Here is a 24,955-nt window from a genome sequence, read left to right on the forward strand (position 1 = left end):
ATAATGCGTTTAGTCATTACCGCCTAATAAGTCAGCGTTAAGTGCATCAGTTAGTGCTTGAGTTGCCTCTTCAGCGCTTACTGTTTGCTCCTCTACAGGCTGTTCAGCTTGCTTACGACGAGCCATACGTTCTTGGTGATAAGAGAAACCGGTACCCGCTGGGATCAAACGACCCACGATTACGTTTTCTTTCAGACCACGAAGTTCATCACTCTTACCATTTACTGCGGCTTCAGTCAGAACTCGCGTTGTTTCCTGGAACGATGCTGCTGAAATAAATGATTCAGTGGCAAGTGATGCTTTAGTAATACCCATAAGTTGTATTTCAAACTTGGCAGGGATCTTACCTTGCTTTTCAAGTTCACGGTTCGAGATATTTACTCGAGCCACTTCAACTTGTTCACCAGCTAAGAACTCCGTGTCACCACCGTGCAGAATGATACATTTACGTAGCATCTGGCGGATGATTGTTTCGATGTGCTTATCGTTAATCTTTACACCCTGTAAACGATATACTTCTTGTACTTCGTTTACGATGTAATTAGATACATCCGTTACACCACGTAGGCGCAAGATATCATGTGGAGATTCAGGACCATCGGCGATGACTTCACCTTTAGACACTGATTCCCCTTCAAACACGTTAAGCTGACGCCATTTCGGGATCATCTCTTCGTAATGATCGCCTTCATCTGGTGTAATAACTAGACGTTTCTTACCTTTAGTCTCTTTACCGAAGCTAATTGTACCTGTGATCTCAGCAAGAATTGCTGGCTCTTTAGGCTTACGAGCTTCAAATAAGTCCGCAACGCGCGGTAGACCACCGGTGATATCTCGAGTTTTTGAACCTTCTTGTGGGATACGCGCAAGCGCTTGACCCGGTGCAGCTGTTGCACCATCAGAAATTTCAATTGTCGTGAACGATGGTAAGCGTATCTCTTGTAGTCCACGCTTCTTACTTTCAACGATTAGTTTAGGCTCTTTCGCATTTACTTTAGAAAGGTCCTTAACAACAACCCGTGTTAAACCGGTAAGGTCATCTGTTTGCGCTTCTGTGTTGCTATCATCAATGTCTGAGAAAGACACTTTTGATTCATGCTCAAGAATGATTGGGTGACTATGCGGGTCCCATGTTGCAACAACATCATTACCTTGAACGTCTGCACCGTCTTGGATTGTTAATACCGCACCGTAAGGTACTTTATAACGCTCTTTCTCACGACCATGTTCATCGATAACTGTTATTTCTGTTGAACGTGAAGTAATAACGATTTTGCCATCAGTATTAAGTACATACTTAGCATTGTGTAGCTTCATGCTACCGTTATTTTTAACTTGTACGCTGTTTTCCGCAGATGCTCTTGATGCCGCACCACCGATGTGGAATGTACGCATCGTAAGCTGTGTACCAGGCTCACCGATTGATTGAGCAGCGATAACACCCACAGATTCACCTGCATTAATGATGTGTCCACGTGCAAGGTCACGACCATAACACTTAGCACATACACCAAAGTCGTTATCACATGTGATAACTGAACGTACGCGTACTTCATCAACTGAGTGCTCTTCTAGAAGGTCACACAGTTTCTCGTCAAGCATAATATTACGCTCAACCAACACGTCATTCGTACCTGGTATAACAACATCTTCTGCAACTACACGACCTAATACACGTTCGCGTAGTGGTTCAACAACATCACCACCTTCGATAAGCGGTTTCATCGTTAGACCGTCTAATGTGCCACAGTCATCATCATTGATAACCAAATCTTGTGCAACATCTACTAGACGACGAGTTAGGTAACCCGAGTTCGCTGTCTTAAGTGCTGTATCGGCTAGACCTTTACGCGCACCGTGCGTTGAGATGAAGTACTGTAGTACGTTTAGACCTTCACGGAAGTTAGCCGTGATTGGTGTTTCGATGATTGAACCATCTGGACGTGCCATCAGACCACGCATACCTGCTAGCTGACGGATCTGAGCGGCACTACCACGAGCACCAGAGTCTGCCATCATAAACACGGAGTTAAATGACGGTTGCTCTTCTTCTTCGCCTTTGGCATTGATAACGGTGTCTTTTGACAAGTTCGCCATCATTTCACGTGATAAGTTTTCGTTAACACGTGACCAGATATCGATTACTTTGTTGTATTTCTCACCCGCAGTTACAAGACCTGATTGGAACTGTTGGTTGATTTCATTCACTTCTGCTTCTGCATTGTCAATGATTTCGGCTTTAACTGGTGGAATAACCAAGTCATTAATACCGATAGAAACACCAGATTTCATCGCGTAATGGAAACCGGTATACATTACTTGGTCAGCAAAGATTACAGTATCTTTTAGACCTAAACGGCGATAACACTCGTTTAGAAGATTTGAAATCTGCTTTTTACCTAATGCTTTGTTGATAAGCTCAAACGGTAAGCCTTCAGGTAATACCAAAGAAAGTATTGCACGACCAACCGTCGTATCAATGATTTCTGTTACTTCAGAACGCTCACCAGTTTCTTCATCTATGCGTGTTTCAGTAATACGTACTTTTACACGAGCATGAAGTTCAGCAGTACCTGTACGGTATGCTTTTTCAGCTTCTTTCTGATCTTTAAAGACAATGCCTTCACCTTTACCATTGATGCGATCACGCGTCATATAGTAAAGACCCAATACAACGTCCTGTGAAGGTACGATGATTGGTTCGCCGTTCGCTGGAGATAAGATGTTGTTTGTAGACATCATCAGCGCACGCGCTTCAATTTGAGCTTCGATTGTCAACGGTACGTGTACCGCCATTTGGTCACCATCGAAGTCGGCGTTATAGGCCGCACATACTAATGGATGTAAATGGATTGCTTTACCTTCGATCAGTACCGGCTCAAATGCCTGAATACCAAGACGGTGAAGTGTTGGTGCACGGTTAAGTAATACCGGGTGTTCACGGATCACTTCATCAAGTACGTCCCAAACCTCAGGAACTTCACGCTCAACCATCTTCTTCGCAGCTTTGATAGTCGTAGCCATGCCGCGACGCTCAAGTTTACCGTAGATAAATGGCTTGAATAGCTCTAATGCCATCTTCTTAGGAAGACCACACTGGTGAAGTTTAAGCGTAGGACCTACTGTGATTACAGAACGACCAGAGTAATCTACACGCTTACCTAGTAAGTTTTGACGGAAACGACCCTGCTTACCTTTGATCATATCAGCAAGCGACTTAAGTGGACGCTTGTTAGAACCGGTAATTGCACGACCACGACGACCATTATCAAGGAGCGCATCAACCGCTTCTTGCAACATACGCTTTTCGTTACGTACGATAATATCTGGTGCCGCTAAGTCTAATAGACGCTTCAAACGGTTATTACGGTTAATAACACGACGGTATAAATCATTCAGATCAGACGTCGCAAAACGACCGCCATCTAGTGGTACTAGAGGACGAAGATCTGGTGGAAGAACCGGAAGTACACTCATGATCATCCACTCAGGGTTGTTACCTGATTGGTGGAAAGATTCCATAAGCTTAAGACGCTTAGTGATTTTCTTACGCTTAGTCTCAGAGTTAATTGTTGGTAACTCTTCACGCATTTCTGCGATTAACTGACCAAGATCAAGTTCACGAAGTAAGTCTAGTACTGCTTCAGCACCCATCTTAGCTTCGAACTCATCACCGTGCTCTTCTAATGCATCTAGGTATTCTTCTTCACCTAATAGCTGACTACGTTCAAGCGTTGTCATACCAGGCTCAGTTACCACGAATGATTCGAAATAAAGTACACGTTCGATATCACGTAACGTCATATCTAGCATTAAGCCAATACGAGACGGAAGTGATTTAAGGAACCAAATATGCGCTACTGGGCTCGCTAGTTCAATGTGACCCATACGGTCACGGCGTACTTTAGTTAGCGTTACTTCAACGCCACATTTTTCACAGATCACACCACGGTGTTTTAAGCGCTTATATTTACCACATAAACACTCATAATCTTTCACTGGGCCGAAAATACGGGCACAGAATAAGCCATCACGCTCAGGCTTGAAAGTACGGTAGTTGATTGTCTCAGGTTTCTTTACTTCGCCGTAAGACCATGAACGAACCATGTCTGGTGAAGCAAGACCAATTCGAATCGCATCGAACTCTTCGGTCTTATTTTGTTGCTTCAGAAACTTAAGTAAGTCTTTCACCTTAGCTCTCCTGTCGGAGGTTAATCTTGAGGGCAAGCATTGCTCACCCCTACATTCTTTTAATCCGGTTACTCAATTAAGAGTCACTGCCGCACCTTAATGATGCGGCAATCGGATTAGTGTTCTTCCAACTCGATGTTGATACCGAGTGAGCGGATCTCTTTGAGCAATACGTTGAATGACTCTGGCATACCCGGTTCCATTTTATGGTTACCGTCAACGATGTTTTTATACATCTTAGTACGACCGTTTACGTCATCCGACTTAACTGTCAACATTTCCTGAAGTGTATAGGCAGCACCGTATGCTTCTAATGCCCATACCTCCATCTCACCGAATCGCTGTCCACCGAACTGAGCTTTACCACCTAGTGGCTGCTGAGTTACTAAGCTGTAAGAACCTGTTGAACGTGCGTGCATCTTGTCATCAACCAAGTGGTTAAGTTTTAACATGTACATGTAACCTACGGTTACTTGACGTTCAAATGCATCACCAGTACGACCATCATAAAGCGTAACCTGACCGCTTGATGGGTATCCACCTAGCTCAAGTAGCTCTTTGATTTCGCTTTCTTTTGCACCATCAAATGCAGGTGTTGCAATTGGTAAACCACCTTTAAGGTTTACAGCTAAGCGTTGGACTTCATCATCAGAGAAACTAGCAATATCTACCTTCTGACGACAATCACCGACTTCGTATGCTTTTTTGATGAATTCGCGCAATTCGTGAAGTTCACGTTGCTCTTTCATCATTTCTTCGATGCGCTCACCAATACCACGAGCAGCAAGACCCATATGTGTTTCAAGGATCTGACCGATGTTCATCCGTGATGGTACACCTAGCGGGTTCAACACGATATCTACAGTACGGCCTTTGTCATCATAAGGCATGTCTTCAACAGGTACGATAGTCGAGATAACACCTTTGTTACCGTGACGACCAGCCATTTTATCACCAGGCTGGATACGACGTTTAACGGCAAGGTAAACCTTAACAATCTTAAGTACGCCCGGCGCTAAGTCATCACCTTGGGTGATCTTGCGACGCTTGTTCTCAAACTTTTTGTCGTACTCAGCTTTAAGCTCATCGTACTGTGCAGCTAACTGCTCAAGTTCAGATTGTTGACCTTCATCAGCAAGACTTTGCGTTAGCAATCTCTCAGTGCTTAGCTCTGCAATGTTGTCTTCACTAAAGCCTGCTTGAACAAGTAGGTTACGAGCACGATTTAGTACACCACCTTCCAGAATCTTAAACTCTTCGTTGAAGTCTTTTTTCGCTTCGCGAAGCTGCATATCTTCTACTTCAAGTGCACGTTTATCTTTTTCAACGCCATCTCGAGTGAATACTTGTACATCGATTACAGTACCAGTAACAGAGTTTGGAACACGCAGAGAGCTATCTTTTACATCAGATGCTTTCTCACCGAAGATCGCACGCAGTAGCTTCTCTTCAGGTGTTAGTTGTGTTTCACCTTTAGGGGTTACTTTACCAACTAAAATATCGCCGCCTTTCACTTCTGCACCAATATATACAACACCTGACTCATCAAGCTTACCTAACGCAGACTCACCTACGTTTGGAATATCAGCAGTGATTTCTTCTGGACCTAACTTAGTATCACGGGCAATACACTGTAGCTCTTGAATGTGGATAGTCGTTAGACGATCTTCTTCAACAACGCGCTCAGATAATAAAATCGAGTCTTCGAAGTTGTAACCATTCCAAGGCATGAATGCCACACGTAAGTTTTGACCTAGTGCCAAATCACCTAAATCTGTTGATGGACCATCTGCAAGTACATCACCACGTACAACCGGCTCACCAACCATACAAGTTGGTTTTTGGTTAATACACGTGTTTTGGTTTGAACGTGTGTATTTCGTTAAGTTATAAATGTCGATACCGGCTTCGCCAGGCACTCGCTCATCTTCATTAACGTTTACAACGATACGGCTTGCATCAGCGTATTTCACTACACCGCCACGTTTTGCAACGATGGTTACACCTGAATCTTTCGCAAGTGTAAGTTCAATACCAGTACCAACTAACGGCTTATCTGCTTTTAACGTCGGAACTGCTTGACGTTGCATGTTTGAACCCATCAATGCACGGTTAGCATCATCGTGTTCAAGGAACGGGATAAGCGCAGCTGCCACAGAGATAACCTGCTGTGGAGATACGTCCATATATTGAATGTCAGCACGACCCATAAAGGTTGATTCACCTTTGTGACGACACGGGATCTGCTCATCAATAAATTCGTTATTTTCGTCTAAGTTTGAGTTCGCCTGTGCGATTACAAACTGACCTTCCTCAATAGCAGAAAGGTAATCAACTTCATCGGTTACAACGCTATCGACAACTTTACGGTATGGTGTTTCTAAGAAACCGTAATCATTTGTACGTGCATACGTTGACAATGAATTGATTAGACCGATGTTCGGGCCTTCCGGCGTTTCGATTGGACAAACACGACCATAGTGCGTTACGTGTACATCTCGCACTTCGAAGCCAGCACGTTCACGTGTCAAACCACCCGGACCTAATGCAGAAATACGACGCTTGTGCGTTACTTCTGAAAGCGGGTTGTTTTGGTCCATAAACTGAGAGAGCTGTGAAGAACCGAAGAACTCTTTAACTGCTGCAGAAATAGGCTTAGCATTAATAAGATCTTGAGGCATAATTGCATCAAGGTCACCAAGACTTAGGCGTTCACGTACAGCACGCTCAACACGCACAAGACCAACACGGAATTGGTTTTCAGCCATTTCGCCAACAGAGCGAATACGACGGTTACCAAGGTGGTCGATATCATCTACTTCACCTTTACCATTTCTGATGTCGATTAATACCTTCATCACAGAAACAATATCAGTTTTGTTTAATGTACCAGGGCCTGTATCTGTATCGTAACCTACACGGCTGTTAAACTTCATACGACCAACAGTCGATAAGTCATAACGCTCTTCAGAGAAGAATAGGTTATCGAATAATGCTTCAGCAGCATCTTTCGTTGGCGGCTCACCTGGGCGCATCATACGGTAGATTTCTACCAATGCTTCTAGGCGGTTGCTAGTAGAGTCAATGCGCACAGTATCAGAAATGTAAGCACCGCTGTCTACATCATTGATGTACAGGGTATCGATCTTAGTGTGGCCGGCTTTTACAAGCTCTGCCATCAACTCAAGAGATAACTCAGCATTTGCCTCAACAATTACTTCGCCTGTAGATGTATCAACGTAGTTCTTAGCAACAACGCGACCTATAATGTACTCATGTGGTACTTCAAGGTGTTTGATTTCTTTCTTTTCAAGTGTTTTGATGTGGCGCGCTGTAACACGACGGCCAGATTCAACCAACACTTCGCCTTCATCATCTTTAATATCAAAAGCCGCTGTTTCACCACGAAGACGCGATGGTACTAGCTCCATTAATACTTTACCGTTAGACACTTCAAATGCAGTCGTCTCGAAGAACATTCCTAGAATTTCTTCGGTCGTGTACTCAAGCGCACGTAAGATGATTGATGCAGGTAATTTACGGCGACGGTCAATACGAACATAAAGATTATCTTTTACGTCGAATTCGAAGTCTAACCATGAACCACGGTAAGGAATAACACGTGCATTATAAAGCACTTTGCCAGACGAATGAGACTTACCACGGTCGTTATCAAAGAATACACCAGGTGAACGGTGTAGCTGAGAAACGATTACACGCTCAGTACCATTTATAACAAACGTACCAGTGTCTGTCATGAGCGGGATTTCGCCCATATATACTTCTTGCTCTTTAATGTCTTTTACTGTGCCTGGCGCTTCTTTATCCATTAGCACAAGACGAAGTTTTACGCGAAGTGGAGCAGAAAAAGTCACACCGCGAATTTGACATTCTTTTACATCGAATACTGGCTCACCAATACGATAACTTACGTATTGAAGCTCAGAATTTCCCGAGTAGCTTTTGATTGGAAAAACAGAACGAAATGCTGCTTCCAAACCATGATCACCATCGGCGTCCGGATTCAAGAACTTTTTGAACGATTCTAACTGCGTAGACAGTAAGAAAGGTATGTCCAAAACTTGTGGACGTTTACCAAAATCCTTACGGATACGTTTCTTTTCAGAATAAGAGTAAGCCATGGGGTTCCTCAGCTTGCTGATCTTTGACCCAACCTGTTCTTGTATGAACAGACTTAACTGGCATCTAAGCCAGGATAACAACATCTAATTGTCACTCTACATTTTAACTTCATTAACAAAAATATAAGCCATTGAAAATAATGAAAAAACATAGAGGTTTTGCGCTAAACGAATACTCACGCTATAGCGCAAAAGGGCCGGTGATTAAAAAATCACCAGCCCTTGCCTGATTTCTCAGACAGCGAACCTAGCAAAAGCTAGATTACTTGATCTCAACTTCAGCACCAGCTGCTTCAAGATCAGTTTTAAGTGCTTCAGCTTCTTCTTTAGAAACAGCTTCTTTCACTGGAGTTGGAGCAGCTTCAACAAGTGCTTTAGCTTCTTTAAGGCCTAGACCAGTTGCGCCACGTACTGCTTTGATAGAAGCAACTTTGTTAGCGCCAGCAGCTGTAAGAATAACGTCAAATTCAGTTTTCTCTTCAGCAGCTTCAGCAGCAGGACCAGCAACAACAGCAGCTGCTGCAGTTACACCGAACTTCTCTTCCATTGCTTCTACTAGTTCAACAACGTCCATTACTGACATTTCAGCAATTGCGTCAAGGATTTGGTCTTTAGTTACAGACATTTCAAATTTCCTAATTATTTACGAACCCATGTGGTTCAAAAAAATTTATTAACGAAAGGAGCGGGCTTAAATTAAGCAGCTTGCTCAGCTTTCTGTACACGTACTGCTTCAATTGTTTTACACAATTTGCCAGCAGACGCTTCTTTCATAGCGCTCATTAAGCGTGCAACAGCTTCGTCGTATGTAGGTAGCTTAGCAAGCATATCTACGTCTACAACTTTACCTTCGAATGCAGCAGTCTTAAGCTCAAATTCTTCGTTCTTTTTCGCGAAATCAGCAAAGATACGCGCAGCAGCACCTGGGTGCTCTGAAGAGAAAGCGATAAGGCTTGGACCAACTAGTGATTCGTTTAGGCATTCGTAATCAGTGCCTTCAACAGCACGTTTAGCTAGCGTGTTACGGACTACTTTCATCCATACACCAGCTTCACGAGCTTCTTTACGAAGAGCAGTGATTGCACCTACTGTTACACCACGAGAATCAGCAACAACTGCTGATAGAGCACCTTTGGCAGCTTCGTTGACTTCAGCAACAATTGCCTTTTTGTCTTGAAGATTTAAAGCCATGGGTGTTACTCCTGGTTTATTGAAAAACGTAATGTTTTTCAGTTCTACTCTACCCTGTCGCTAATACGACAGAGATGCTTTTTACGGCGAGAGCCAGAAGATTAGGAAAAATCTAGCTGGGATTCACACCGTCTACGTAGGAATAATATTAAGACCCGAAAGCCTCCTACGGTCTTGGACGGAAGCACAATTTATCGTCTTGCTATTAAAGCTTAACGAAATTATATGCTTCAACCCGAATTCTTTACATTATTGGTCAATTTACAAGTAAATTTCTCAACAAAATGGCGCGAAATTATAGTACAAATTTTACGCCATGTAAATGCTATTTTCTAAAAACTTATACTACAGTATTTAGAGTAGCTTGATCTAGAGCAACACCTGCGCCCATAGTTGTAGAGATAGTTACCTTCTTAAGGTAAGCACCTTTTGCTTGTGAAGGCTTCGCCTTCTTAAGCGCTACAAGTAAAGACTCAAGGTTTTCTTGTAACTGAACAGCTGTGAAATCCACTTTACCGATAGTAGTGTGGATGATGCCGTTCTTATCGTTACGGTAGCGAACCTGACCAGCTTTAGCATTTTTAACTGCTTCTGCAACGTTAGGCGTAACAGTACCAGTTTTAGGGTTAGGCATAAGACCACGTGGACCTAGGATTTGACCTAGTTGACCAACAACGCGCATTGCATCTGGAGAAGCAACAACAACGTCAAAGTTCATTTCGCCTTTTTTAACTTGCTCAGCAAGTTCTTCCATGCCCACTAAATCAGCACCAGCTTCTTTAGCAGCATCAGCGTTTGCACCCTGAGTGAATACAGCAACGCGCACTTCACGACCAGTACCGTGTGGTAGTACCGTAGCACCACGAACGTTTTGGTCAGATTTACGTGCATCGATACCAAGATTAACTGCAACGTCAACACTTTCAACGAACTTAGCTGTCGCTAGCTCTTTTAGAAGCGCAACTGCTTCGTTGATTTCGTAATCTTTAGATACTTCCACTTTTTCGCGGATAGTACGCATACGTTTAGTAAGTTTAGCCATTATATTATCCCTCTACATCCAAGCCCATCGCACGCGCAGAACCTGCGATAGTGCGAACCGCTGCATCTAAATCGGCAGCTGTAAGGTCAGGACGTTTAGTCTCAACAATCTCTTCAAGTTGAGCACGTGTAACTGTACCCACTTTTTCAGTGTTAGGACGGCCTGAACCAGACTTGATGCCAGCCGCTTTCTTAAGCAAATAAGAAGCTGGTGGAGTTTTCATGTCGAACGTGAAAGAACGATCATTGTAAACTGAGATTACAACAGGAACTGGTGCGCCTTTCTCAATAGACTCTGTACGTGCGTTGAACGCTTTACAGAATTCCATGATGTTAACACCGTGTTGACCTAGTGCAGGACCTACTGGAGGACTTGGATTAGCCATACCAGCAGCAACTTGTAGCTTGATTAGAGCTTCAACTTTTTTAGCCATGATAATACCTCATTAGGTGGGTCTTAGCCTTGTGCGCGCGAGGACGCGTACTCAAACGGCTTCCCAAATTAATAAAAAGCTTTTTGCCACTTACATTTACAAAATAGTAAAGGAGCGAATACAAAAAGGCCGCTGATTATAAGTTAACCAGCGGCCTTTTTCAAGTCAGTAAAAGAAAAATTACTTATCTTTCTCTACTTGACCAAAATCTAGATCCACCGGCGTTGAACGGCCAAAGATCAGAACCGATACTTTTACGCGGCTCTTTTCATAATCCACTTCTTCAACAACACCGCTGAAATCAGCAAATGGACCATCTGTAACACGAACCACTTCACCCACTTCAAACAACGTAGCCGGCTTAGGCGCTTCTGCATTTTCTTGTAAACGATTAAGAATACGATCCGCTTCTTTTTTGCTAATAGGTGCAGGGCGATCAGATGTACCACCAATAAAGCCCATTACACGAGGCGTACTATTCACCAAGTGCCAGCTAGCATCATTCATGTCCATTTCAACTAGCACATAACCTGGGAAGAATTTGCGTTCAGATTTGCGCTTTTGACCTGCACGCATTTCTACAACTTCTTCCGTTGGTACTAACACTTCACCGAAGCTATCTTCCAAGCCTTCGATTTTAATATGCTCATTAATGGTTTGAGCTACACGTTTTTCATATCCTGAAAACGCTTGAATTACGTACCAACGTAATTTCTTTTCTTTGTTCTCATCCGACATGGGATCAGATCTCCAATCCAGTTAAAAAGCCAACAACTCGGAATAACAGGCCGTCTAAACCCCAAAGGATTAACGCCATTATTACAGTCGCAATCATAACAATAAATGTTGTGTGAGTCGTTTCTTGACGCGTTGGCCAAACAACCTTACGAACTTCAATGCGAGCTTCTTTTGCAAACGCAATGAAGATGCTCCCTTTTCCTGTTGTAGCAGCGATACCTAATGCCACTGCAACTGCGACCACAACGCCAACTGCACGTATCAATACTGACATATCAGCGTAGAGGTAATTAAATACCACTGCGCCAGTCAACAACGAAATTGCAACTAGCCATTTAACCATGTCCATCGAGCTTGACGGCGTTTCAACATTAGTGCTCATAATAATTTACCTTAAATACAGACACAACAACCCTGCACCAAGACAGGGTTAATCCATTAAATCCAAATGTATAAATAAGCGCTAATGTGTAAGAAACCAACACCTTATTTTAGATTTGGACTCATCAATATGAATGGCAGGGGCGGCAGGACTCGAACCCGCAACCATCGGTTTTGGAGACCGCTGTTCTACCAATTGGAACTACGCCCCTGCAAAGTGGACGCCCATTATACTGACGAACAAATTGAAAACAAGAGTAAAAGATATGCAAAAGCAAAAATCATTGTGTAAAAATACGCTATCCGAGCATTTTTCCCACAAACAAACCTCAATACGAGACCGTCACTCCATTTTCAACACATGATAAACATCTTTCAGTAAACTGGATGCGCCAAAACGAAAATGCTCACTACAAATCCATTCCGTACCCATAATTTTTTCTGCGAGGCATAAGTATGCTTGTGCATCTTGTACGGATTTTACGCCACCGGCGGCTTTAAAGCCCACATCACGGCCCATTTTTTTTATTGTGTTTAATATAACTTCAGCAGCTTCAAGTGTTGCGTTTACTGGTACTTTTCCTGTGCTGGTTTTAACAAAATCAGCTCCAGCTAAAATAGCAATTTCACTCGCTTGAGCAATAAGCTCAGCATCAGCCAACTGACCGCTTTCAATAATCACTTTTAAGGTTGCTTTACCCACACACAATTGCTTACTTGAATGCACATATTCCCATGGTGTATCAGGGTCCCCAGCGATAAGCTGTTTATACGGTAGCACTAAATCAATTTCAGAAGCACCATCTTGCAACGCCTGTTCAGTAGCGTGTAAAACAGACTCTAATGAATTTTCCCCACTTGGAAAGTTGGTAACTGTTGCTATCTTAATTTGCTGCAAGTTTTGCAACTCTAAAGTCGCACGGGCATGTTTAATAAATTCTGGATAAATACAAATGGCAGCAGGTAACGTATATTGCACATCAATACTACTTATAAAGTCTGAGATACTACTTTCTGAGTCACTCTCATTTAACGACGTTAGATCCATTAAACTAAGCGCCAGCAAAGCAGACGAGTGTCGTGTCATACGTTATATCCATTCATCAATTGTGTCTCTGTTCAGTTAAATGCATCTTGCTTTATTGCTACAGGACATTTGTCCTTAATGTGACAAACTTTAAGACGCAATCACAAACGTACCCTCAGCATAACTCATAACCAAACACTCTAAGCCTTAAATGAGAAACCATAAATTCGGGTAATCCCTTGTAACTTAAGCCTTAGGTCAAAATTACACCCCCCATATAACTTTTAGTTATAACAATTTAGTTTAAATTCTTTTTTCTTATGCTAGCCCCGCTATATTCTGCTCATCTGCTCGCAACCAACAACCGTCATGTTGGCTTAAGCATTCGTATTAAGAAAGAGGTTACTAACGTGCAATACTTACCTATATTTACCAAGCTTGATAATAAACCGGTGCTCGTCGTCGGTGGTGGTGACGTTGCACTAAGAAAATGCCGAGCTTTTTTAAAAGCCCGAGCAAAGGTGACACTTGTAGCGCCTGAGTTTTGCGATGAATTATTAGAGCACGCTAGCAAAAATGAAGTCTACTTAATCACGGCTTACTTTGAAGAGTCTCATTTAGATGGAAAAATGCTCGTCATTGCTGCAACTGATAACGAATCTGTGAATAACACCGTCTTCGAATTAGCTAATAGACGCAATATTTTTGTCAATGTTGTTGATGATCAACCAAAATGTACCTTTATTTTCCCATCAATTGTCGATAGAGACCCAATCACCGTAGCTATTTCTAGTGCGGGAACCGCCCCCGTCTTAGCAAGACGTCTGCGTGAAAAGCTAGAAACGCTTATTCCACAGCATATAGGTCCGTTAGCGACGTTAGTGGGTAGCTTTAGAAACAATGTAAAAGCCCGCTTTAAACACTTTGCCGATAGACGACAATTCTGGGAAGGTGTGTTCGACTCAAGTGTTGTTAGCAAAGTGCAAGTAGGCGATACGCAAGGCGCGACCGCACAATTGCACGATATGCTCGATGCTAAAGCAGAGCCTGAAGGTGAGGTATATGTTGTCGGGGCTGGTCCTGGTGACCCTGAGTTGCTTACTTTAAAAGCCTTGCAGCTTATGCAACAAGCAGACGTCGTCGTTTATGACTATTTAGTTTCTGACGAGATTATGGATCTCGTGCGCCGTGATGCAGATTTGATTTGTGTTGGAAAGCGACTCGGCAATCACAGTGTGAAACAAGAAGACACCAATCAAATATTGGTCAATTTGGCACAACAAGGTAAGAAAGTCTGTAGAATAAAGGGGGGAGACCCTTTTATATATGGACGAGGTGGCGAAGAAGTTCAAGTACTTGCACAACATAATGTAAGGTACCAAATTGTACCAGGAATAACCGCGGCCGCTGGATGCAGCGCCTATGCAGGTATACCTCTGACGCATAGAGATCATGCTCAAGCAATTCAATTTGTTACTGGTCACTGTAAGAAGGATGGTCAAGAACTAGATTGGCCATCTCTGGCTAAACCAAATCAAACCCTGGCAATCTATATGGGCGTACTAAAATCGCCACATATACAAGCACAATTAATAAAATACGGCCGCGGTGGAGATACACCTGTCGCGATTGTTGAAAATGGTACACGAAAAGAGCAACGTGTGGTACGGACTCAATTAAGTCAATTAGCTGAGCAAATTGAGCACCATAAAATTGTATCACCTGCACTACTCATTATAGGGGAAGTTGCAGCATTACATGAACAACTAGCTTGGTTTGGTAGCACAGCTCAAACGAGTAGTTATGCACAGCCATTAACAGAAGTAGCATAAATTACTTTTTATAACGATTTTTTATTTTTAAGTAGGACGACGACAATGGCTTTAACACATCTTCAGCAGCTTGAAGCTGAGAGTATAAAGATTATTCGCGAAGTCGCCGCTGAGTTTGAGAACCCAGTGATGCTTTACTCTATTGGTAAAGACTCTTCGGTGCTTTTGCATTTAGCGCGTAAAGCGTTTTATCCAGCTAAAATTCCGTTCCCTTTATTACACGTGGATACGAATTGGAAATTCCGAGAGATGATTGAATTTCGCGATCGTTTGGCTAAAGAGTATGGCTTTGATTTATTAATCCATAAAAACCCAGAAGGGATTGAAATGGGCATGGGTCCATTTACTCACGGCTCAGCGAAACACACCGACGTCATGAAAACCCAAGGTTTAAAACAAGCGTTAGATAAATATGGATTTGACGCCGCTTTTGGTGGTGCTCGTCGTGACGAAGAAAAATCGCGAGCTAAAGAGCGTGTTTATTCATTCCGTGACAAACACCATCGCTGGGACCCGAAAAATCAACGCCCTGAACTTTGGAATACATACAACAGCCAAGTAAACCCTGGTGAAAGTATCCGTGTTTTTCCATTGTCTAACTGGACTGAACTAGATATTTGGCAATATATCTATCAAGAAAACATTGATATGGTGCCATTATATCTTGCGAAAAAACGTCCTGTCGTAGAGCGTGACGGTACATTAATCATGGTAGATGATGAACGTATGCCGCTCGAAGAAGGCGAAGTGCCTGAAATGAAATCGGTTCGATTTCGGACTCTAGGCTGCTACCCACTCACAGGTGCGGTCGAATCAACGGCAAGCACTTTAACTGAAATTATCGAAGAAATGCTGCTATCTACCTCATCTGAGCGAGAAGGCCGCGTGATTGATCATGACTCGTCAGGGTCAATGGAGAAGAAAAAACGTGAGGGGTATTTCTAAATGACGACTGCAAATGAAGTAAAAGAGCTAGGCATTGACGCTTATCTAGCACGCCAGCAAGACAAAAGTTTATTACGTATGATGACTTGTGGCAGCGTCGATGATGGTAAGTCGACCCTGATTGGCCGGCTACTGCATGATAGCCACCAAATTTATGAAGATCAGTTAGCTGCTCTGCATAAAGATAACGAAAAAGTCGGTAATGCTGGTGAAGATCTTGATTTAGCTTTGCTGGTTGATGGCCTCCAAGCTGAACGAGAGCAAGGGATCACAATCGACGTTGCATATCGTTACTTTTCAACAACCAAACGTAAATTTATCATTGCTGACACGCCAGGGCATGAACAATATACCCGAAATATGGTAACAGGAGCGTCAACCAGCGACTTGGCTATTATCTTGGTAGATGCCCGCTATGGAGTGCAAATACAAACTAAACGTCATAGCTTCATCTGTGACTCTTTAGGTATAAAGCAATTTGTTGTCGCTATTAATAAGATGGATATTTGTGACTTTGATGAAGCCGTCTTCGAACGCATTAAAGCGCAATATTTAAAATTTGCGGAACAACTAAATGTCACAGATATCAAATTTGTACCAATGTCAGCACTTAAGGGTGATAACGTTGTAACACGCTCTGAGCATACGCCATATTATACTGATAAACCGTTGCTAGAGTTATTAGAAGACTCACCAGCTGCAGCGGCTAACAATGAATTTGAAGCTCGCTTCCCAGTACAATACGTGGTACGCCCAAATTTAGATTTCCGTGGCTTTCAAGGTACTCTTACTTCAGGTACATTAAAAGCTGGACAAGCGATAAAGGTATTACCGTCAGGTAAAAAATCTACAATTAAAGAACTTGTTACATTCGATGGCAATCTAGATAAAGCAGAAGCTGGTCAAGCATTTACCATCACACTTAATGACGAAGTCGATGTGAGCCGTGGCGATGTGATCGTTGCTGCTGACGCGACCGCGATAGCAACTAACCAAGTTCAAGCAAAACTTGTGTGGATGCATGAAGCGCCATTAGTGTTAGGCAAAAGCTATAACTTTAAGCTGGGTAGTAAAAATACTGCTGCTATTGTTAAGAAGATTGATTACACCATCGATGTAAATACATTAGAGCATGGCGCAGCCGATAACCTACAACTCAATGAAATTGCGGTTGTTACACTTGAGTTAACCGAGAGTATTGTCGCTGATAGCTATCGTAACAATCGTGAAACAGGCGCATTTATCCTTATCGACCGATTGTCTAACTTAACAGTGGGTGCTGGTATGATAGAAACGCTACTGAGTGAACAAGCCGCAAATCAATCACAATTCAGTGAATTTGAGATCGAGTTTAATGGGCTGGTACGTAAGCACTTCCCACATTGGCAAGCCCTAGACATTTCAAAGTTAAAGTAATGTCGATATACCTGTTATTAGGAGCATTCTAGGATGTACGAGCAAATCATTTTAACAGGTATAATGCTGACTTTAGTAGGGTGCCTATTTGGCACTCGCCTAAAGCCTGCGTGGTTATTTGTTGGTGCCATCGGCACCAGCTACTTAACGGGATTAATCGACCTTGAGAGCATGCTCGTTAATTATGCTAATCCATCTTTAATCACGCTTATTTTGTTAATTCTGGTATCCGTTGCGATTGAAAAAACCACCTTAGTACAAAAGCTCGCGCAATCATTGGCGAAAGGCAGTTTATCAAAATCCGTGATGAAACTCGGCTTATCTACCGCCTTTTTATCATCATTTACGAACAATACCGCCGTAGTTGCCTCGTTGATTTCTGCAATCAAAGACAGCCCAACTCACTCCCCTTCAAAGCTATTATTACCGCTGTCATATACCGCAATTCTAGGGGGAACGTTAACACTCATAGGTACTTCAACCAACCTCATTGTGAATGGTTTTGCCGTTGATGCAGGTATGCAACCCCTTGGTTTTTTTGATTTTACGCTGGTTGGCTTGGGTGCGTTGTTTGTTGGTTTGTTAACAATTATGGTCATGCTCAAATATTTACCTGACAACGGAAAAGCCGACCAAGAAGTTGTACCATTTTATCTGGAAGGCAAAGTGCAGGCTCATTCGAAACTTGTAGGCCGCACAGTAGAAGAGAACGGATTACGTGATTTGAAAGATCTCTTCTTAGCCGAAATAATCCGTGGTGAGCGCCGCATTTGTGCTGTTACTCCTCAGCAAGAAATTCTTAGTGGTGACGTCTTGTTGTTTGTAGGCGATATTAAGTCAGTACCATTGCTAACTCGATTTGATGGTTTAAAAATCGTCCATGACAAACATGAAAAAGACGTTGAGCACCTCGTAGAAGTGGTGGTAAGTCAATCATCAAAGTACATTGGCAAAACAGTTAAAGAAGTCCGCTTTCGTGAGCAGTTTCACGCTGCCGTTATCGCTATACGTCGCGGACATGACCGTTTACAGGGCGGCTTAGGGCAGGTACAACTGCAAGCTGGTGACTCTCTTATATTGGCCCCTGGTAACCAATTTTATGCACTGCCAAATTTAAAACGCGAGTTTGTTTATATCTCGGGATTGGACTTACAAACCCACCTAAAACCGAAACAATCTAATCTTGTACTCATAAGCTTCGTGGCGGTTTTAGGACTCAGTATTTTAGACATTGTGCCGTTAGTGAAGGGTCTATTGGTATTGCTCGTCGCGCTGGTATTTATGGGTACTATCAAAGTTAATGAGCTCAAGCGTCGTTTCCCTATCGAGCTCATTGCCATTGTTGGCAGTGCCATCGGCTTAGCAAAACTAATGATTGGCACTGGCCTCGCTGCGCAAATCTCCGATGCCCTCTTTTTTCTATTGGGAGACTTTGGGCCATATGGGGCGTTTATCGCCATATTTGTGATGACTGTTGTGTTCACTGAACTCATCACCAATAATGCCGCCGCCGCTTTATCCTTCCCTGTCGCCTATGCGCTTGCTGCCGGGTTTGGAGTAAACCCTTTACCTTTTGTCATGGCCGTTGCATTTGGTGCGTCAGCCAGTTTTATTTCTCCATTTGGTTATCAAACAAACCTAATGGTTTATAGTGCGGGCAATTACCGCATCAAAGATTATGTCGCGATGGGCCTCCCCCTATCGATAATTTATTCAATCACGGTTCTGACTCTCATCCCCATGGTCTTTCCGTTTTAGTAGGCGTATATAATGGACGAAAATGTAGTTTGGCATAACTATGCTGTTGATAAAGCACAGCGTAACGAGCACAAAGGTCATAAACCTTGTGTTTTATGGTTTACTGGTTTTTCTGGCTCTGGAAAAAGTACTGTAGCGGGCGCACTCGAAAGTGCTTTACATCAACAAGGCATTCATACTTACTTACTCGATGGTGATAATGTTCGCCATGGGTTATGTAAAGATTTGGGGTTCAATGACGTCGATCGGATTGAAAACATCCGCCGTGTTGGTGAATTAAGCAAACTTATGGCCGATGCTGGTTTAGTGGTACTCACTGCTTTTATATCCCCTTTTCAAGCGGAACGAGACATGGTGCGTGATTTACTTGATGACGGTGAGTTTATCGAAGTGTTTTTAGATACCCCACTTGATATCTGTGAGCAACGAGATCCAAAAGGGTTATACAAAAAGGCCCGAGCAGGAGAGATCAAGCACTTCACAGGTATTGATTCGGACTATCAAATTCCACTCAAGCCTGAAGTCATTTTAGATACCAGTAAAAATTCGCTAGACCAATCAGTGCTTCAACTGATAGCGTATCTAAAAGAAAGAAACATCATAGGATAAGTCATGAACCAAACTGACCTGCTCGAAGAAATTTTGCATCTAAGCCGTACGGCAGGTGAAGCGATAATGCCTATCTACGCGAGAGACTTCGCGATTGATTATAAAGCAGATGAAAGTCCTGTTACAGAAGCTGACATCGCCGCACATAAAGTCATTGTTGCAGGGTTACAGAAGTTGACCCCCAGCACCCCGATTCTCAGTGAAGAAAGTGCACATATCCCATGGGCAACTCGTCAAACTTGGGATGAATACTGGCTCGTAGATCCGATTGATGGAACTAAAGAGTTTATTAAGAAAAATGGTGAATTCACCGTTAATATTGCATTAATCAAAGATGGAAAGCCTGTTTTAGGTGTCGTTCATGCCCCAGCACTCAACCTGAGCTATTTAGCTGCAGATGCGATTGGAGCATTTAAAGAATGTGGTGAGGCCCGTATCGAACTCAAGGTAACTAAAAAAGCAAACATAGGTAGGATCAACGTGGTTGGCTCTCGCTCGCACCCATCCCCTGACTTAGCAGCTTACCTAGCGCAGTTCGAAGACGTGGAGATGATCCCTAAAGGTAGTTCACTTAAGCTTTGCCTAGTAGCAGAAGGCAGCGCTGACATTTACCCTCGTTTAGGACCTACGAGCGAATGGGATACTGGTGCAGGTCATGCTGTTGCAGCCATTGCAGGAGCAACTATTACTCAAATTGATGGCTCCCCATTGACCTATAATCAAAAAGACAGTTATTTAAACCCCTACTTTATCGTTTCTCGGTTGGAAAGCCAGTAGTACCAAAATAGCTGCCTGTATTATCAAAAAAGGCACCTGTTGGTGCCTTTTTGTCATTCGCACTATATCACTATAATGCGTAAAGTGATTTCATTGCTCGATAATCAACACCAAACTCTTGTCTAAACCAGTGATTCACAAAATCTTCTTGGGGGTCAACCTTACCGCAGCGCAGCGCATTTTCAGCAACAGACTCAGCGGCAGAATGTTGGCAATACTGTCGATGCCAAAGGGCATTAAGATCTTCCTCAAATTTTCCTTGAATGGGATCCAACTGACTTTTTAGTAAATCGGTAAGATTCAAAAATTGTGCAACTAACGGCTCTAAATCAGCTTCTTTAAAGTTTGCTGAGTGGCTTTTAGTACTATTTACTTCACTGCTCGACTGCTGATGGCTTAACATTTGTCCAGAAATTAAGCCTTCATATCCCAAACGTGCTGAGTAATATTCTTGATACTCTGTAACTGGGTAAATATAAACACGTTCAATGTCGACCTCAACACGCTTTTCCTGATCAGCTGGGTCCACTCTATATTCAGTTACCATATAACGCTTTTCTTGCTGGCTATGACGCGCTTGACGTTCGTAACTAATATCTGTGTTAAATTCAAAGCGTGCCGTTTGTTTGGCTTGTGATGTGTACCATAAGCTTGCTTGAAAGACATTGCGTAGCTGAGATGTTGTGTTTTCAACTAAATAGCGTTGTGCGGTACTGTCATATGTACCTAGTTTTAAATTTTCCCTGATCTTCACGTTTCTAAAGCGACTTTGATCATAATTATCAAGCTGTAAAGAAACAGGTTGCTGCCAAGCTAGGCAATATTTATGGACAAACTGCCTTAAGAAAAAGCGTTGACCATATACATGCTCCGCGAGAGACAAACACCGTGCTTTACCATCTTTAGCCAAAATTGACCGATAACGCGATAATTCAGATGTGATCTGAGCATTATTCAATAAATAAGCGTATTGGCTTTCGAACCAACGAAAGCGATCTGGCTGTTGAGCATGTGCTAAGTTCTCAGCTTCACGACGCAGCCATACTTGCATATGACCGAGTTCTTCACTTTGAGTCGCAGCTTGAGCACCATACGTCTGTAAATTCCAGAGAGACTGATTTCGCAAAATGGTTTCTAACTTTTGCGCGGCACCGGTAAAGTTGCTAGCAAGACGTAGCATTCTTACTTCAATTAACCCTCGGTCTATAATTTTATTCCGTGCAACTGCAAGGCCCTGTCTTGCTTTTATATCTTCAGAGTCTTCATCTAATGCTTGCTCATACAACTCTGCGGCTTGTTGGTAAAGTCCTTGTTTATACAGCTTATCGCCTTTTTCTACTAAGCTCGTGCATGCTGACAAACACAGAGCTAAGGTCAGAATATATAACGGTTTACGCATATCGCTCCACAATCCTTTTGGTTTTCTATGATCGATAGTTAATATGCCAAGACTCTACCTTAGTTTTTGGTCAAAATCTACGCCTTTACTTTAAGCCTTTCGCCACCATATTGCGCATTTTTTTGAACACCTGTTCTGTTTTTTTGGCATTGATTTTTAACTTAAACTGCTCAGTAAACAGTGTGTGGAGTTGCCCGGCATTATCTATGATTTGCTCACTATGTTCATCAGTATTTTCATTGCAGTATATATAACTGTTATTACGAATTAAATAACGCTCCCCCTGTTCAATGCGCGACACAACAAGGTTGTTTACAAATCCTGCATTTGGATGTTGGTGACTATAGAAGTGCGCAACATCACAGTCGCCTTCATACACGATTGACAAATCAGCCTCATATAATGAAATGGGTTCTGGTGCAAGCATCTTGACTGTAACAGCATTTTCAGTCCGCTTGATTTCGTATTCGTTATTTTCTTGTCTTATTACATTATTACGATTAATCAATAAAGGTATAATTGGCGTGTTCACCCCAAACCCGACATCCACCAAGTATTCATTGTCTTCAAATGTTAAAAGCGTCAAACGGTGTGTTCTTGGGTTTGTTTTTGCCCCATTTAACATGACTCGCGCTAATACAGGCCGCACTTCAAATCCCAATGCAGATAATGCCACCCCAGCCACTTTATTGTGTTCAAAACAGTACCCGCCTTGGTGCTGACTAATGAGACGATCAAATAGTAGCTCTTCATCTAGTGGCAACAATGTGTCAGACATCGCGTTAATACTACTAAAACTAAACTCAGCTAAATGCCGAGCTTGTAGCGCGCCAACCAATGCTAATCCAGTTAAATCACCCGCTAAGTCAAGCTGTGCCAAATATTGCTGTATATATAACGCATCACATTTTTCCATTATAAAACCTATCGTTTTCAATTTAGTAGCATGCAAGATAAAACCTCAAGTTAGATTTAGGTCAATACTTATTTGTTACTATTTATCTTATTTGCCTATTTATTTGATAAACAGTCGATCGAATCGCTTCGACAAAGCGTAGGTATATAGTCTTGTTTAAAGGAGTAGGTCCATGTTTGGAGTGTTTAAATCTGATCCACAAAAGGCGCTGAGAAAGCGGTATGACAAAAAACTTGAAGAAGCAATGCATGCCCAGCGACGTGGCGATATTAAAAGCTATGCATTTTTGAGTGCCGAAGCGGAAAGTATTTGGATTAAAATCAAGAAACTAAATCGCCCATAAAAACAGTTCAAGCATAAAAAAACCCAAGCCTAAGCTTGGGTTTCTTATGAATGCTTATGCATTAACTATGGTCGATATTACTCAACGATAGTTGCAACAACACCAGCACCAACTGTACGACCACCTTCACGGATAGCGAAGCGTAAGCCTTCGTCCATCGCGATTGGTACGATTAGGTCTACAGTCATCTTGATGTTATCACCAGGCATTACCATTTCTACGCCTTCTGGTAACTCAACGTTACCTGTTACGTCAGTTGTACGGAAGTAGAACTGTGGACGGTAACCTTTGAAGAATGGAGTATGACGACCACCTTCATCTTTCGAAAGTACGTATACTTCTGAAGTGAACTTCGTGTGTGGAGTGATTGAACCAGGCTTCGCTAGTACTTGACCACGTTCAACGTCTTCACGCTTAGTACCACGTAGAAGTGCACCAATGTTCTCGCCCGCACGACCTTCGTCTAGAAGCTTACGGAACATCTCAACACCCGTACAAGTTGTCTTCGTAGTTTCTTTCATACCTACGATTTCAACTTCGTCGTTCACGTTTACAATACCAGCTTCAACACGGCCAGTTACTACTGTACCACGACCCTGGATTGAGAATACGTCTTCGATAGGCATGATGAATGGCTTATCGATGTCACGCTCTGGCTCTGGAATGTAAGAATCTAGTGCTTCTGCAAGCTCTACAATCTTGTCTTCCCACTCTTTCTCGCCTTCTAACGCCTTAAGCGCTGAACCTGCGATTAGTGGTAAGTCATCACCTGGGAAGTCATACTCAGAAAGAAGTTCACGAACTTCCATCTCTACTAGCTCAAGTAGCTCTTCGTCATCAACCATGTCACATTTGTTCATGAATACGATGATGTAAGGTACGCCAACCTGACGAGAAAGTAGGATGTGCTCACGTGTTTGTGGCATAGGGCCGTCAGTTGCAGCAACTACTAGGATTGCGCCGTCCATTTGTGCAGCACCAGTGATCATGTTTTTAACATAATCCGCGTGTCCTGGACAATCTACGTGTGCGTAGTGACGAGTCGGTGTATCGTACTCAACGTGAGACGTTGAAATTGTGATACCACGCTCACGCTCTTCTGGAGCGTTATCGATTGCTGCGAAGTCTTTTGCTTCACCACCGTATACTTTTGCAAGTACGTTAGTGATTGCTGCAGTTAGGGTAGTTTTACCGTGGTCAACGTGGCCAATTGTACCAACGTTTACGTGCGGTTTTACGCGTTCAAACTTTTCTTTTGCCATGACGGAACCTATCGTTTATGTGTCTAGATTACATATAAAAACAATCCACAAAATGCGGATTAGAATTTTTCAATAAATGAATATTTTAGGACAAATCAAAGGAAGCGTTTGAGAAGATTCAGCAGCCTGGTGCTGATAGGCAGATTTGAACTGCCGACCTCACCCTTACCAAGGGTGCGCTCTACCAACTGAGCTATATCAGCAACACCAGAAAACTGGAGCGGGCAGTGGGAATCGAACCCACATCATCAGCTTGGAAGGCTGAGGTAATAGCCATTATACGATGCCCGCTTTAGCAAACTGTTTTCTTAACTACCTCTAACCGTCAAGAATAAAGTGGTGGAGGGGGCTGGATTCGAACCAGCGAAGGCAGTGCCGTCAGATTTACAGTCTGATCCCTTTGGCCGCTCGGGAACCCCTCCACGAAACAATTCTTTGTCTAAAGCTTCTACATAAGAGTGTAGAAAATGGTGCCGACTATCCGAGTCGAACGGATGACCTACTGATTACAAGTCAGTTGCTCTACCAACTGAGCTAAGTCGGCACTGCTTTA

General features: G+C 42.8%; 19 protein-coding genes and 5 tRNA genes. 7 read left to right on the forward strand and 17 right to left on the reverse strand.

Features of this window, described 5'->3' with window-relative positions; translation table 11 throughout:
- Window positions 1-9 precede the first annotated feature (9 nt).
- The 10 genes from rpoC to deoC form a co-directional block, all read right to left on the reverse strand.
- Entirely contained in the window at window positions 10-4,191 is a 4,182-nt protein-coding gene (gene rpoC / locus J8M01_RS04640; RefSeq protein WP_192509036.1) for a DNA-directed RNA polymerase subunit beta', read from the reverse strand.
- A 116-nt stretch (window positions 4,192-4,307) separates the two neighbouring features.
- Window positions 4,308-8,333 (reverse strand): DNA-directed RNA polymerase subunit beta, encoded by a 4,026-nt coding sequence (gene rpoB / locus J8M01_RS04645; RefSeq protein WP_211057178.1) that lies wholly within the window; start codon window positions 8,331-8,333, stop codon window positions 4,308-4,310.
- A gap of 262 nt (window positions 8,334-8,595) precedes the next feature.
- Window positions 8,596-8,958 (reverse strand): 50S ribosomal protein L7/L12, encoded by a 363-nt coding sequence (gene rplL, locus J8M01_RS04650; RefSeq protein WP_010367646.1) that lies wholly within the window; start codon window positions 8,956-8,958, stop codon window positions 8,596-8,598.
- Window positions 8,959-9,029: 71 nt separating this feature from the next.
- Window positions 9,030-9,524, reverse strand: coding sequence for a 50S ribosomal protein L10 (gene rplJ / locus J8M01_RS04655; RefSeq protein WP_010367644.1), 495 nt, complete (start codon window positions 9,522-9,524; stop codon window positions 9,030-9,032).
- Between the two features lie 340 nt (window positions 9,525-9,864).
- The gene (rplA, locus tag J8M01_RS04660) at window positions 9,865-10,566 is read right to left on the reverse strand and encodes a 50S ribosomal protein L1 (protein ID WP_192509038.1); all 702 of its coding nucleotides are present in this window, start codon (window positions 10,564-10,566) and stop codon (window positions 9,865-9,867) included.
- Window positions 10,567-10,570: 4 nt separating this feature from the next.
- Window positions 10,571-10,999: a 50S ribosomal protein L11 gene (gene rplK / locus J8M01_RS04665; RefSeq protein ID WP_010367640.1), complete on the reverse strand. Its 429-nt coding sequence runs from the start codon at window positions 10,997-10,999 to the stop codon at window positions 10,571-10,573.
- A gap of 180 nt (window positions 11,000-11,179) precedes the next feature.
- A complete protein-coding gene (nusG, locus tag J8M01_RS04670) occupies window positions 11,180-11,737 on the reverse strand; it encodes a transcription termination/antitermination protein NusG (RefSeq protein WP_192509039.1) in 558 nt (185 codons plus the stop codon).
- A 4-nt stretch (window positions 11,738-11,741) separates the two neighbouring features.
- Window positions 11,742-12,119, reverse strand: a complete 378-nt coding sequence (secE, locus tag J8M01_RS04675) for a preprotein translocase subunit SecE (protein WP_192509040.1) — start codon at window positions 12,117-12,119, stop codon at window positions 11,742-11,744.
- Window positions 12,120-12,253: 134 nt separating this feature from the next.
- A tRNA-Trp gene (locus J8M01_RS04680) sits at window positions 12,254-12,330 on the reverse strand.
- A gap of 131 nt (window positions 12,331-12,461) precedes the next feature.
- Entirely contained in the window at window positions 12,462-13,205 is a 744-nt protein-coding gene (gene deoC / locus J8M01_RS04685) for a deoxyribose-phosphate aldolase (protein ID WP_192509041.1), read from the reverse strand.
- A 350-nt stretch (window positions 13,206-13,555) separates the two neighbouring features.
- On the opposite strand from deoC, the gene cysG reads away from it, so the two are divergent.
- The 6 genes from cysG to cysQ are packed head-to-tail and all read left to right on the forward strand — an operon-like array spanning window position 13,556 to window position 20,482.
- Complete coding sequence (gene cysG / locus J8M01_RS04690) at window positions 13,556-14,977, forward strand: siroheme synthase CysG (protein WP_211057245.1); 1,422 nt, start codon at window positions 13,556-13,558, stop codon at window positions 14,975-14,977.
- Window positions 14,978-15,022: 45 nt separating this feature from the next.
- Window positions 15,023-15,922 (forward strand): sulfate adenylyltransferase subunit CysD, encoded by a 900-nt coding sequence (gene cysD, locus J8M01_RS04695; RefSeq protein ID WP_192509043.1) that lies wholly within the window; start codon window positions 15,023-15,025, stop codon window positions 15,920-15,922.
- Window positions 15,923-17,338 carry a sulfate adenylyltransferase subunit CysN gene (cysN, locus tag J8M01_RS04700; RefSeq protein ID WP_192509044.1) on the forward strand — a complete coding sequence of 472 codons (1,416 nt, stop codon included), beginning with the start codon at window positions 15,923-15,925 and terminating at the stop codon, window positions 17,336-17,338.
- Window positions 17,339-17,371: 33 nt separating this feature from the next.
- Window positions 17,372-19,096: an SLC13 family permease gene (locus J8M01_RS04705; RefSeq protein WP_211057179.1), complete on the forward strand. Its 1,725-nt coding sequence runs from the start codon at window positions 17,372-17,374 to the stop codon at window positions 19,094-19,096.
- 12 nt (window positions 19,097-19,108) lie between these two features.
- Window positions 19,109-19,705, forward strand: coding sequence for an adenylyl-sulfate kinase (gene cysC / locus J8M01_RS04710; RefSeq protein ID WP_210996346.1), 597 nt, complete (start codon window positions 19,109-19,111; stop codon window positions 19,703-19,705).
- Window positions 19,706-19,708: 3 nt separating this feature from the next.
- Window positions 19,709-20,482, forward strand: coding sequence for a 3'(2'),5'-bisphosphate nucleotidase CysQ (gene cysQ / locus J8M01_RS04715; protein WP_192509047.1), 774 nt, complete (start codon window positions 19,709-19,711; stop codon window positions 20,480-20,482).
- A 70-nt stretch (window positions 20,483-20,552) separates the two neighbouring features.
- On the opposite strand, the gene J8M01_RS04720 is transcribed toward cysQ, so the two are convergent.
- Together J8M01_RS04720 and J8M01_RS04725 are read right to left on the reverse strand one after the other, a co-directional pair.
- Window positions 20,553-21,881, reverse strand: a complete 1,329-nt coding sequence (locus tag J8M01_RS04720; RefSeq protein WP_211057180.1) for a hypothetical protein — start codon at window positions 21,879-21,881, stop codon at window positions 20,553-20,555.
- 85 nt (window positions 21,882-21,966) lie between these two features.
- A complete protein-coding gene (locus J8M01_RS04725; protein WP_211057181.1) occupies window positions 21,967-22,797 on the reverse strand; it encodes an arylamine N-acetyltransferase in 831 nt (276 codons plus the stop codon).
- 172 nt (window positions 22,798-22,969) lie between these two features.
- Here J8M01_RS04725 and J8M01_RS04730 point away from each other — a divergent pair, with 172 nt between their 5' ends.
- A complete protein-coding gene (locus tag J8M01_RS04730; protein ID WP_192509050.1) occupies window positions 22,970-23,140 on the forward strand; it encodes a DUF6435 family protein in 171 nt (56 codons plus the stop codon).
- A 77-nt stretch (window positions 23,141-23,217) separates the two neighbouring features.
- Here the strand turns inward: J8M01_RS04730 and tuf are convergent, their stop codons facing one another.
- From tuf to J8M01_RS04755, 5 genes are all read right to left on the reverse strand, one after another.
- Window positions 23,218-24,402, reverse strand: a complete 1,185-nt coding sequence (gene tuf / locus J8M01_RS04735) for an elongation factor Tu (protein WP_192509034.1) — start codon at window positions 24,400-24,402, stop codon at window positions 23,218-23,220.
- Between the two features lie 127 nt (window positions 24,403-24,529).
- A tRNA-Thr gene (locus J8M01_RS04740) sits at window positions 24,530-24,605 on the reverse strand.
- A gap of 13 nt (window positions 24,606-24,618) precedes the next feature.
- Window positions 24,619-24,693 (reverse strand) — tRNA-Gly (locus J8M01_RS04745).
- Window positions 24,694-24,739: 46 nt separating this feature from the next.
- Window positions 24,740-24,824: transfer RNA gene (locus J8M01_RS04750), tRNA-Tyr, on the reverse strand.
- 46 nt (window positions 24,825-24,870) lie between these two features.
- Window positions 24,871-24,946, reverse strand: a tRNA-Thr gene (locus J8M01_RS04755).
- Between the last annotated feature and the right edge of the window lie 9 nt (window positions 24,947-24,955).

Source organism: Pseudoalteromonas sp. MMG005, from assembly GCF_018101015.1.
GTDB classification, from domain to species: Bacteria; Pseudomonadota; Gammaproteobacteria; order Enterobacterales; family Alteromonadaceae; genus Pseudoalteromonas; species Pseudoalteromonas aurantia.

Bases quoted from the DNA above. Each gene is read 5' to 3' on its own strand.
- tuf (WP_192509034.1), bottom strand. From the start codon at position 24,402: ATGGCAAAAGAAAAGTTTGAACGCGTAAAACCGCACGTAAACGTTGGT.
- rplK (WP_010367640.1), bottom strand. From the start codon at position 10,999: ATGGCTAAAAAAGTTGAAGCTCTAATCAAGCTACAAGTTGCTGCTGGT.
- rplA (WP_192509038.1), bottom strand. From the start codon at position 10,566: ATGGCTAAACTTACTAAACGTATGCGTACTATCCGCGAAAAAGTGGAA.
- cysQ (WP_192509047.1), top strand. From the start codon at position 19,709: ATGAACCAAACTGACCTGCTCGAAGAAATTTTGCATCTAAGCCGTACG.
- nusG (WP_192509039.1), bottom strand. From the start codon at position 11,737: ATGTCGGATGAGAACAAAGAAAAGAAATTACGTTGGTACGTAATTCAA.
- J8M01_RS04725 (WP_211057181.1), bottom strand. From the start codon at position 22,797: ATGGAAAAATGTGATGCGTTATATATACAGCAATATTTGGCACAGCTT.
- cysC (WP_210996346.1), top strand. From the start codon at position 19,109: ATGGACGAAAATGTAGTTTGGCATAACTATGCTGTTGATAAAGCACAG.
- J8M01_RS04730 (WP_192509050.1), top strand. From the start codon at position 22,970: ATGTTTGGAGTGTTTAAATCTGATCCACAAAAGGCGCTGAGAAAGCGG.
- rplL (WP_010367646.1), bottom strand. From the start codon at position 8,958: ATGTCTGTAACTAAAGACCAAATCCTTGACGCAATTGCTGAAATGTCA.
- rplJ (WP_010367644.1), bottom strand. From the start codon at position 9,524: ATGGCTTTAAATCTTCAAGACAAAAAGGCAATTGTTGCTGAAGTCAAC.
- cysN (WP_192509044.1), top strand. From the start codon at position 15,923: ATGACGACTGCAAATGAAGTAAAAGAGCTAGGCATTGACGCTTATCTA.
- rpoB (WP_211057178.1), bottom strand. From the start codon at position 8,333: ATGGCTTACTCTTATTCTGAAAAGAAACGTATCCGTAAGGATTTTGGT.
- secE (WP_192509040.1), bottom strand. From the start codon at position 12,119: ATGAGCACTAATGTTGAAACGCCGTCAAGCTCGATGGACATGGTTAAA.
- cysD (WP_192509043.1), top strand. From the start codon at position 15,023: ATGGCTTTAACACATCTTCAGCAGCTTGAAGCTGAGAGTATAAAGATT.
- J8M01_RS04720 (WP_211057180.1), bottom strand. From the start codon at position 21,881: ATGCGTAAACCGTTATATATTCTGACCTTAGCTCTGTGTTTGTCAGCA.
- deoC (WP_192509041.1), bottom strand. From the start codon at position 13,205: ATGACACGACACTCGTCTGCTTTGCTGGCGCTTAGTTTAATGGATCTA.
- J8M01_RS04705 (WP_211057179.1), top strand. From the start codon at position 17,372: ATGTACGAGCAAATCATTTTAACAGGTATAATGCTGACTTTAGTAGGG.